Annotated in this window: 10 protein-coding genes and 1 pseudogene; 1 reads left to right on the forward strand and 10 read right to left on the reverse strand. The window is 48.8% G+C overall.

Annotation, left to right across the window (positions count from 1 at the left end):
• Positions 1 to 150: 150 nt before the first annotated feature.
• The 9 genes from C814_RS24255 to C814_RS18205 form a co-directional block, all read right to left on the reverse strand.
• Positions 151 to 324 carry a hypothetical protein gene (locus C814_RS24255; protein WP_002578908.1) on the reverse strand — a complete coding sequence of 58 codons (174 nt, stop codon included), beginning with the start codon at positions 322 to 324 and terminating at the stop codon, positions 151 to 153.
• Positions 325 to 825: 501 nt separating this feature from the next.
• The gene (locus tag C814_RS18175; RefSeq protein WP_016316882.1) at positions 826 to 1,296 is read right to left on the reverse strand and encodes an RNA polymerase sigma factor; all 471 of its coding nucleotides are present in this window, start codon (positions 1,294 to 1,296) and stop codon (positions 826 to 828) included.
• A 478-nt stretch (positions 1,297 to 1,774) separates the two neighbouring features.
• Positions 1,775 to 2,545 carry a response regulator gene (locus C814_RS18180; protein WP_004056664.1) on the reverse strand — a complete coding sequence of 257 codons (771 nt, stop codon included), beginning with the start codon at positions 2,543 to 2,545 and terminating at the stop codon, positions 1,775 to 1,777.
• A 187-nt stretch (positions 2,546 to 2,732) separates the two neighbouring features.
• Positions 2,733 to 5,111 (reverse strand): ABC transporter permease, encoded by a 2,379-nt coding sequence (locus tag C814_RS18185; RefSeq protein ID WP_016316883.1) that lies wholly within the window; start codon positions 5,109 to 5,111, stop codon positions 2,733 to 2,735.
• A 14-nt stretch (positions 5,112 to 5,125) separates the two neighbouring features.
• Positions 5,126 to 5,791, reverse strand: a complete 666-nt coding sequence (locus tag C814_RS18190) for an ABC transporter ATP-binding protein (RefSeq protein WP_031219875.1) — start codon at positions 5,789 to 5,791, stop codon at positions 5,126 to 5,128.
• 180 nt (positions 5,792 to 5,971) lie between these two features.
• Entirely contained in the window at positions 5,972 to 6,175 is a 204-nt protein-coding gene (locus C814_RS24260) for a hypothetical protein (protein ID WP_162288734.1), read from the reverse strand.
• A gap of 12 nt (positions 6,176 to 6,187) precedes the next feature.
• The gene (locus C814_RS18195; RefSeq protein ID WP_016316885.1) at positions 6,188 to 6,598 is read right to left on the reverse strand and encodes an ester cyclase; all 411 of its coding nucleotides are present in this window, start codon (positions 6,596 to 6,598) and stop codon (positions 6,188 to 6,190) included.
• Positions 6,599 to 6,721: 123 nt separating this feature from the next.
• Complete coding sequence (locus C814_RS18200; RefSeq protein ID WP_016316886.1) at positions 6,722 to 7,753, reverse strand: sensor histidine kinase; 1,032 nt, start codon at positions 7,751 to 7,753, stop codon at positions 6,722 to 6,724.
• A complete protein-coding gene (locus C814_RS18205; protein WP_016316887.1) occupies positions 7,750 to 8,442 on the reverse strand; it encodes a response regulator transcription factor in 693 nt (230 codons plus the stop codon). Before C814_RS18205 ends, C814_RS18200 begins: the two co-directional genes overlap by 4 nt.
• Positions 8,443 to 8,680: 238 nt before the next feature.
• On the opposite strand from C814_RS18205, the gene C814_RS18210 reads away from it, so the two are divergent.
• Positions 8,681 to 9,037, forward strand: coding sequence for a helix-turn-helix domain-containing protein (locus C814_RS18210; protein ID WP_004070777.1), 357 nt, complete (start codon positions 8,681 to 8,683; stop codon positions 9,035 to 9,037).
• 243 nt (positions 9,038 to 9,280) lie between these two features.
• On the opposite strand, the pseudogene C814_RS18215 reads toward C814_RS18210, so the two are convergent.
• Positions 9,281 to 9,886 (reverse strand): annotated as a pseudogene (locus C814_RS18215) (relaxase); the annotation flags it as partial.

A 9,886-nucleotide genomic window follows, 5' to 3' on the forward strand; every position in this document is an offset into this window, starting at 1 on the left:
TGTTGTATCCATCATCTTTCTTTTACCTCCCGACCATCTCAGAATCCATACCTCGTGCGGCAAAATGGCTCCGCAGGTTTTACCCTGCATGAATATCTTACCGGAGAATCCACCGCCGCGCAATGATACGGCAGGCCGCGAGGCTTTCTGTTATTTGGAACCGCTGGCAGCTGGAATGGCTTCCGACATGGCGCGTCTGACTGCCAGCTGTTCCAGCGTCTTTCCCAGGTCCTTTTCTCCCGAAAAAAAGCTGGTGACGCGATAAATGGTTTTCCCGATCCGCACCTCTTTGTAGGAGCTTGTCGGGGTTGTCTGTTTGGTCATAAAGACGCACCTCCGTTCAAAAATTGTTTTTGCTCTATGGTTAAAAAGCAGCCGTATCGAAAGATAAGGGCGGCGGTTGCCGCTGGATACCGTCCGGTACGGCTGCTGCAATTCTGTTTGGATGGTTCGTCATATTTGCCACGCCCCCTGACGATGGGGACATAACAGGCCGCTCCCGGCAGAGCTGTCATAACTCCGCAGCGCCGTTTTACTCGTGCGCCGCAGGGTTCCCCCCAAGTCTTTGGCGGGCCGTGAGGAAGTATCTTTAAGCCCCCGCACCATCATCGCGCCCGGAACGCCATCTCCGGGTTTAAGGCTGGACGTAGATCGCTCGGATTGCCTGTCTGTCATCACCTCCTGCAAGCAACCGTCCTGGCGGCGCGCCTTTTCCGCTTCGATACGGGTTATGTACCTGTTATGCCGTATATTCAGTTGTCAAGCTGCAATGAGGGGCAAGAGGACTTGTCCCTTCAATGTGTAGGCATTGGGAAAGGCGATTTGTTAAGCCTTTTTCAAAAAAATCTTGATTTTATTTATTCGCTGTGTGATTGCACTCCGGGAACAGTTCCACAGCCTTGCGACATCGGCCTGCCGGTATCCGTCCACAATGAGCAGGGTCAGTAGTTCCAGATCGTTCTCCGGCAATTTGCAGAGCCGCCGGTACAGCAATTCATCCTCCAGGGAGGACAGCCAGCCAAACCGCCGGGAATCCACATCGCCGGTGTCCCAGGTGCAGGACAGGGATTCAAATTTTCGGAACAGGCAGGACTGCTCGCTCTCGTCCTCACACTGTTCGCTGGGAAGGGCCTGTACGCGGTTCTGATAGGTCCGCTGGCTGCAAAACCAGGTCCAGTCATATTCCTTCATGGCCGCGATCTGCCTATCGTCCATACCGGCTGCGCGGTATTCCTGTTCCAGCCGGGTCCATTCTGCATCAAACTTCCTTTTCTCATATCCATAGTGAAAGCCCATAGTTTTCCTCCATTTCGATTCAGGCGTGGTTGACGGGTGAATCGAATGGAGGTGGGGACCGGCAGCGGTACACATCGGGAGGTTTTCCTAAAAATCGACAATAAGAAACGCCAGCTTCTCGCAATGAGAAACTGGCGCAACAAAAAACACCATGATTATGCTGATTTATATGGATTGATAATACTGATAGATAACTATAATATCCCGGAGGAGGGCCTATGCTTTTTTTAATTGATATATGTCATAGCTATTACAAATGAATATTGCAGACATGGCGGTATCCTCCTATACACCGCCCCTGCTGATTGCTGAGGGTCATCTGGAGGTCTGCTTTTTAGCAAAAAGAAACGGCGGCCTTGATCTACTCAAAACCGCCGTATCGTCAGTGATACAGGAAAGCGCACGAAATCCTCTGCCCGTCAGCGGTTTTTTTCTTTTCCCCGCTGTGGAGGCAGATGTTTTGATATGTAAGCTCGTTTCATTCTACAAAGAACAGAACCCGCCGGATCAGCTCCGGGATATTGACCGGGGCGGTGATATAGTCGTTCACGCCCTCATGCCGGTATTCATATTCCGTGGCAAGGTCGTTGTTCTCGGTGAGGATAAAGAACGGCAGAAGCCGGACAGGGGGATTCTTCATTTGGAACATCCCCGCCACCCGCCGCAGCGTATGAAACAGCTCCATTGCTGTGCCGTCCGGCAGTTCCAGATCGCACAAGATCAGGTCTATTTCCTTATCCTCAAAAATCCGGCGCTTGGCCTCCCCAATCGAGGGAACCAGAATCAAGTCAAAGCCCTTTTGCAGCATAGCCGCCCGCAGCACTCCGGCGTTGGTATCTTCCGCATGGACAAAGAGCAGCTTGTGAAAAGTCGGGGCCTTTTCGCCGGATAATTGACGGTAGGCATATTCCACCAGCTTATCTTGCAGCAGCAGCCCTTTCATTTTGTCCATGCACAGCGTCGCGCCCCGGCGCATAGCCTCCTGTTCGTAGTCGTCCTTGTCATGGCAGGACGCCAGAATAAAAGGCAGCTCCTTGTCTGCGGCCCGCACTTCGTCCAGAAAATCCATGCCGGAACCGTCCGGCAGGTCGAGATCACAGCAGACCACCAGCGGCATTTCCTCTTGGATGGCGGCCCGCGCTTCTTTCAGCGTACAAGCCGTTTTTACCGGGTAGCCCCGGTGCTGTAAGTATTTTTGCAGGCACCATGTATAGGTGTCGCTGTCGTCGATCAGCAGTATCTTTTTCATGTGTCCTCACCCCCAATATTGATTTACCACAAGCATAAACTACAAATGTTACACAAATGTCCGAGGTGCCTTTGATTTCGACAAGAAAACAGGCTGAATTGTTACAAAGCTCGGACATTTCAAAAATTTCTTTGAGAAATGGCGAAAAAAGCGGGGCAGCACACGCCGCCCCGCCGATCCCATACGGTTATTCCATCGCCCGCATTTGTTCGATCAGGGATTGTTTTTTCTGTCTGCGGACTGTCCATACAGACAAGATCAGTTCCATTCCGAACAATACCAGAATGAACAGACCCATTTCCAAAACCGGGAATTTGTAAGGCACTACATTTCCGGCAAAAGCACCTACACTCATTTTTCTGCAAGCAAAGATGGAAGCCGGAAGCCCAACGATCAGCGTCGCCAATGTTGCAAAGAGCGCATAGCACAGCCCCTCACAGATGTTCATTTTACATAGCTGTTTTTGTGTTAGGCCGATAGAACGCAGAATACTGTTTTCCTGCTTTCGGGCTATCTGGTTAGAGAGTGTCGTATTGATAAGGTTGATAACGCCAAAGAGAAATACCAACCATGAAAGTATCTCCATACTGCCAAACGCAAAAGAATTTGTCATTTCTTCATATTCAATCACTGTATTGATTTCATCTAAGGCAATATTACTATGGCTGGCAACAATATTTTTCAATTCAGCTCCCACATAGTCTGTTTTTTTAGGGTCATTTACAATGCTCCATGAATAGTCAAAAGAGGTGATTTCCGGGTGCAGTTCGTGGAACAACGCTTCTGGTGCAAAAAGAGTTGCCCCATCTAAGTGCATCCTGTCATGTCCTGAATATACCTTTGCAGGAGCGTATAACCCCGATATGGTAACAGAAACGGATGGCTGTTCTTCTCCCAAAGAAATCTCAACCTTTGAACCAACACCCATATCCTCATTCTGCTTTAGCACATTATAGTCAATTACAATACTACGGGAATCTGTTGGCATGGTTCCCTCTGTCAGAGCCGCTTCAACTGCCGCATAATTCTGGTCGGTCAGCATATCGCACATACCACCAGCTTGATGAATCTCTGTTTTATAAGTTGCATGGAGAGATTGCCTGCTTGGAATTATATCTGTAACGCCATCAATAGATAAGATTTCCTGCTTTAATTCCTCATTCAATGGATTTCCCGCTGCCATAACCTTTTCTTCTGTCATTTCAGAATCCAAATAAATTTTATAGTCGCCGTCTGGGAAAAACTGTCTTGCAAGTGCCTCTGGTGAGCGCAGCAAAACAATGGAGGATACCACAAGCAGGATAATTCCGCCCAAACTCAATGAGGCTACAATAGCAACGGTCTTTTTTCGGTCACGCTTAAAATTTGCAATTCCCATTGAAACAGGATTGAGCTTGATATTCTTTTTCCGGCTGCGGATGTCCTTTTGCGCCGGGGTAAAACGGACGGCTTCAATCGGGGAAATCCCTGCCGCAATTTTTACCGGCTTACGGATGGAAACAGATACCATGATCCAACTGCTTATGAGTGTCAAAATAACCGTTGCCACATAGGAAACAGCGTTAAAACCCTTAGAAAACAGGAGAAAACCGCCACATATGCCCAACACTGTACCTATCACAATCCCGATACTGCCGAGTTTGCGTCCCTCCCGCTTTACAATCCGCTTGATTTGTTTTGGCGTTGCACCAATCGTCCGAAGCTGCCCGTAGCTCTGGATTTTGTCATTGATGGAGATACGGAAGATACTCTGGATCACAATATAGCCGCCGATCAGAACAATAGCAATCACACCAACAATCGGTAAAAAATCAAAGGATTTAGAAGCATAAGCAAAATATTTGCTGTTCATTTTGGGCATAGAAAGCTGATATTCCTCCGCAACCTCCCTGCAATAAGAGGTCATCAGTTCTTCGTCCAACTGAACGCTGTTTTTGAAATGGGCATAGGCGCGATACCCAGCGGGGTTAAACCCGTCCCATTCTTTCAGGGCAGCTTTGGAAAGAATGATGGCACAGGTATTCGCTTCTTTTTCATTTACGCTGTCCAGAATGCCGGTAACGACATAATCGCCATGAAAACTCTCTGTATCTAAGGTCACAGTGTCCCCGATCTTGGCATTGTGTCCATAGGTGGAAAGAAAGTATTCGCTTACGACAACTTCATTTGCTTTTTCAGGAACCCGACCTTCTAACAACTCCATCTGCGCCTTGGCAATCTCCATCATTTGCGCGTCACAATACACATAGGACGCATGATAGCCCTGTTCCGAAAGTTCCTCACCCAGTATATAGTAGCCGCCTACGCGCTCAAACTCCGGCACTCTTTTCAGGGTTTCAATGTCGTTTTCCTCTACGCCCAGCCAGACCGCCTCATAAGTATCGACAACCTGATTGCGCTGCATTTGTGTCAGGGAAGTAGATACAATTCCCGTAAAGCAGATCAGAAATGCCGCCAGCGCAACGGCGATCACCACCATCAGATTCCGGCGCTTCTCGCTTTTCAAACTCTCCTTTGCCAGCTTCTTTGTAATGGCGCTGGTATCATTTTCAAAAGGCCATGTCATAGCCTGCCACCTCCTTATTCCACAATCTTGCCATCCTCAATGCGGATAATCCGATCTGCAAGGCGGGCAATGTCATTGTTGTGGGTAATCATTACGACAGTTTGCCGGAACTCCGCACTGGTGCGTTTGATAAGCCCCAGCACCTCGGCGCTGGTCTTACTGTCAAGGTTGCCGGTCGGCTCGTCGGCCAGCACAATGGCCGGTTTGGTAATCAGGGCGCGGGCAATCGCCACACGCTGCTGCTGTCCGCCGGAGAGATTGTTCGGCACATTTTTCAGTTTATCTTCCAGTCCCAGCAGGTGAACGATCTCGTCCAAAAACTTCTGATCCACCGTGTCCCCGTCCAGCTCCACCGGCAGGACGATATTCTCATACACATTCAGGATGGGAACAAGGTTATAGTTCTGGAAGATAAAGCCGATGTTGCGGCGACGGAAGATGGTAAGCTGTTCGTCGTTCTTCTTTGCCAGTTCTTCGCCCCGGACAGTCACGGTTCCGCTGGTGGGGGTGTCCAGCCCGCCCATCATGTGAAGCAGGGTGGACTTGCCGCTGCCGGAAGTTCCCACAACGGCCACAAACGCGCCCTCGTTCACAGAGAAGTTCACGCCATCAAGGGCGCGGGTAATGTTCGGCTCTGTGCCGTAATACTTTTTCAGATCAATCGTCTGTAAAATGCTCATACTCAAAACCCCTTTCAAGGCTTTCTGCCTGTTGATAAGGTTATTGTAAAACCCAAATGTCCGCGAAATGTTACAGCGGCCAAAAAATTTCATTGAAAATCTGGGTGAAATGTTACAATACTCGGACATTTCAAAAAAATTTTCGGCGGGCAGCCGGGAATGGCCGTCCGCCGCATTCTATTATACTGAACTTGAAAGACAGCAGCAGTTCAAGGCAAGCTGCCTTCCAACCCCTTTTTGAAAACAATACGGTTTTTCTGTGCCCCAAAACAATATTGTAACAAGCCGATAACTTTGTTTTTCCATTTCCTCTATTTTTGTGTTGATTCTCTTAATTACATTTTTAACGGTAATTTTTTCTAATGATTCTGTACGATACATCATATTTTTACGTCCTTATACGGGCCTAATTAAGTCATGCTCAAGCAATGTTTCAAATGTATTAACGGAGCCGCCATGCTCTACTATTTTGCCGTTTATTACTTTGTCAATATTAACACCAGTAAATACCAGTTTTTTATGTGTCGGCTTTATTCCCATCCATTCCCCTTCATGTGTACCTTCCATAAGAATTTCAGATATTACATAATCGCCATCAGAAAATTGCCGTAATATTTTTATCGTATAATCCGGGTAAGTCTTTTTTATAGCAACAAGATGTTCTCTCATACCTTCTAATCCAAATGGTATTTTTTCATTACCAATATTAAGGCGGCAGTCTTTCGATATATACTGGTAGAGTTCTTGCAACGAGTTTTTTGATACAACCAATTCATAGAAATTCTTTACAATTTGTTTGTTTTCCATCTATATCCTAATCCTCCATTTTTGAATTGCAGTGCATCTTCTGTAAAAATATTATCAATTCAAACCACAGTTGGATTGCTTTTTCTCGTTTATTCATAATACAGACACCTCGCTCATTTACTTTCATTTTGTAGGCAACATAATGGAAAATTCCGAACCTCTGCCTGGCTCCGAAACCACTTTGATATAGCCGCCCTGCCGCGTTATGATCTCGCGGGCCAGATAAAGGCCAATGCCAACCCCCTGTTGTTCGTGTACTTCTTCCTCACGATAGAAGCGCCGGAAGATGGCGGCCTGATTGCTTTCCGAAATGCCCTTGCCGGTGTCGGCCACTTTGATCTCCACATACATTTCCCACAGTACCACCGACACAGCGATTTCCCCGCCTGCCGGGGTGTACTTCACCGCATTGTCCAGCAAGTTAAAGAGGGCTTCGGATGTCCACTTACTGTCATGGGAAACGGTCAAATCCTCCGGGCAGTCTACGGACACGGCGATTTCCTTTTTCTCGGCCGCATACACGATCCCACTCATGGCCTGTGCCACGGTATCAAAGAGGCGTCCCGGTTTCTTATCCAACTGGATCACGCCCGTTTCCAGCCGGGAGGTTTTCACAAGAGCTTGAAAGAGAAAGTCCAGCTTATCCGTCTGGCTGCGGATTCCCCGGATAAAGTCTGTGCGCTCTGCCTCTGTCATGGGCTTTTCCAGCAGGGTGTCCGTCGCCATTTTCAGATTGCTTACCGGCGTTTTTACCTGATGGGAAATATCCGATACAAGGGTCTGTAACTCCTGCCGTTCCTCGTCCACCTTGCGACGGTTCTCCTGCATGATCTGGTAAAGTCTTGCCAGCCGGTGTCCGATTCTGGCAAGCTGGGTTTCGCTGTCCTCCGGGCGCTTTGGCGCTTCATTCCCAGCAATCATGTGGTCTAAGGTTTGGCACAGGTCTGTGGTAAACTGCGACAGCCGTTTTCCAAACGCCTGCGTCAGTACAAAAATCCCCACAAGGGCGCACAGCAGCAGCGCCCCGCCCGTTAGCAGCACCGCCGTCTGTTTTGTTACAAGAGACATGGCTATGGTGATCCCGGACATGGAGAGGACAAGTCCTATTGCAACCCGGTCAAACAGCCGCTTTACCGAAAGGTTTTGAAACTTCATTTTGCCTCGCCTCCCGTCCATTGATAGCCCATACCGTAAACAGTCTTGATGTAGGGGGCGCCGCCGCCGGATTCGATCTTGCTGCGAATCCGGCTGATGGAGGTTGTCAGGGTGTGTTCGTCCACAAACCTTTCGTCTATATCCCACAGCTTTTCCAAAAGCTGCCCACGGGTCAGCACTTGCCGGGGATTTTTACGGAACAGGTTCAGCATTTTATACTCCATCGGGGATAGGGTCAGGGGCTTGCCGTTTAGGGAAGCCGTCTGCTCCGAGAAGTCCAGAAACAGCCGCCCGTCGTCGTAAATGTCCTTGGCCGGTTTGTGGTGTTCCAGCATGGCAAACATGGCTTTGATTTTCCGCTGCAAGGCCCCGATCACAAAGGGCTTTGTGATGTAGTCCACCGCGCCCACCTCATAGCCCCGTATCTGGTCGCTCTCCTGATCGTTGGCGGTCAGGAAAATCACGATGGTGTCCGGGTGCTGGGGCTTTATCAGTTTGCACAGCTCAAAACCGTTCCCGTCTGGCAGGTTGATGTCCAGCAGCACTAAGTCAAATTCCCGCTGGCGGATGGCGTTGGCTGCGGTTCTGGCGTTTAGGGCAGCGGTCACGCCGTAGCCGTCTGCGGTCAGGTTATAGTCTAACATCTTATTCAAAAAACTGTCGTCCTCGACAATTAAAATCTGCTTCATATCCTCACTTCCTTTGCTTTTTGCAGATAGTATAACAGGCAAATGTCCGCGAAATGTTACAGCGGACGGATTTTTTCAAAAAAATATCCACCTCTATTATAATTTGATTTGGTTAGTGATACAAGGATAGCGTTTATATCTCACTAAAAAAACAGCATAATCATACCTGTTAGTCGGCATAATAAGGTTATTCCTTTGTGTAAATCGGCACGATAGAATATATTCGAGGTGAATGATTATGCCGATTGATGATTTAACCGCTTTAGGGCAAAAAATGCGGGAAGCCCGAAAAGGAAAAAGCCTGACACAGCAGGAGCTTTCTGATTTGAGCCATGTATCTGTCAAGCAGATTGCCAAGATTGAAAAAGGGCAGATGAATCCGTCCTTTTTGATTTTGAAGGCACTGGCAAAGGTACTGCCGATTTCTCTGGATTCTTTAATCAATCCGGATGTTTCCCCGGAAGATGAGGGAGCCGGTCAGATGAAGATGCTGTATTGCAGCTGCCCGTCAGAAATGCGTGAAACCCTCTTGCACCATACGCAGGAAACCATGAAAGAACTAACCGAACTATCCGAGAAATTTGAAACGAATTGAGCCGGTGAGTGAATTTAACAAATTCCTCACCGGCTTTGTTCTTTTTCGAGAAAAAGAAGGTTATCCCGTTCCGGGATAACCGTGGCAAGCAATGCCCCAGGATAGCCATCCGGCTCCTGGCGCTGCTTGTTGGGGATTCCCCAAGCCCCTTTTGAACACAGAATTTCATTCTGTGGCTGCGCGTTCCTGCGGAACGCTTTTTACCGGCCTGCGGCGGTGAGAAAATGCGAAAAAACAGGCGCGTCAGCGATCCTGCCCCTGTTCCTTTTCCCGGTCATTCTGGCGTTCCTCCCCATATCCCATCAGCCGGTCCACGTTGGCTTTTGCGGCCAGCAGTTCCCGCATTTCCTCGCGGGAACGCCGGTACTCGGCATAGTCTTTTTTCTTTCCTTCCAACAATGTTGCGTACTCGGCCTGCAAGCTCTTGACGGTGGGCAGCTTCTTGATACCCAAATCGTCAAATGCCTGTTTTGCCGCCTTGTGGAGCAGAATATCCGCTTCATGTTCCGCTAAAAATTTCTTGGAATATCCCGCCTTGCGGTAGGCCGCATAGACCTCGCGGGTCTTGGCGTAATTGATGATGTGGGTCCGCAGTGTGGCAATCTCCGCCATGCGGGTTTCCGCCGCCTTGATCTGCGCCGACAGCTCATTGTGGCGGGTGGTAGCAGCAGCCGCTTTTTCTTCCAAGACTGCATATTCCAGCAGGCCATGCTCGGTGAGGTAGTTCATCGTCTGCGCCATCTGTTTCAGATTGAATACCTTTGCCCAGCGCGCATAGCCAGCGCCTTTTCCGGCCTGCAATTTTGCCTGAATATCCACCAGAAGATTGACCTTGGGAGTGGGAGTTGA

Origin of the sequence: Anaerotruncus sp. G3(2012) (assembly GCF_000403395.2) — a bacterium.
Lineage (GTDB): Bacteria > Bacillota > Clostridia > Oscillospirales > Ruminococcaceae > Anaerotruncus.

Excerpts from the sequence above, each read along its gene's own strand:
- C814_RS24255 (WP_002578908.1), bottom strand. The coding sequence starts at position 324 with ATGACCAAACAGACAACCCCGACAAGCTCCTACAAAGAGGTGCGGATC.
- C814_RS18175 (WP_016316882.1), bottom strand. The coding sequence starts at position 1,296 with ATGGGCTTTCACTATGGATATGAGAAAAGGAAGTTTGATGCAGAATGG.
- C814_RS18180 (WP_004056664.1), bottom strand. The coding sequence starts at position 2,545 with ATGAAAAAGATACTGCTGATCGACGACAGCGACACCTATACATGGTGC.
- C814_RS18185 (WP_016316883.1), bottom strand. The coding sequence starts at position 5,111 with ATGACATGGCCTTTTGAAAATGATACCAGCGCCATTACAAAGAAGCTG.
- C814_RS18190 (WP_031219875.1), bottom strand. The coding sequence starts at position 5,791 with ATGAGCATTTTACAGACGATTGATCTGAAAAAGTATTACGGCACAGAG.
- C814_RS24260 (WP_162288734.1), bottom strand. The coding sequence starts at position 6,175 with ATGATGTATCGTACAGAATCATTAGAAAAAATTACCGTTAAAAATGTA.
- C814_RS18195 (WP_016316885.1), bottom strand. The coding sequence starts at position 6,598 with ATGGAAAACAAACAAATTGTAAAGAATTTCTATGAATTGGTTGTATCA.
- C814_RS18200 (WP_016316886.1), bottom strand. The coding sequence starts at position 7,753 with ATGAAGTTTCAAAACCTTTCGGTAAAGCGGCTGTTTGACCGGGTTGCA.
- C814_RS18205 (WP_016316887.1), bottom strand. The coding sequence starts at position 8,442 with ATGAAGCAGATTTTAATTGTCGAGGACGACAGTTTTTTGAATAAGATG.
- C814_RS18210 (WP_004070777.1), top strand. The coding sequence starts at position 8,681 with ATGCCGATTGATGATTTAACCGCTTTAGGGCAAAAAATGCGGGAAGCC.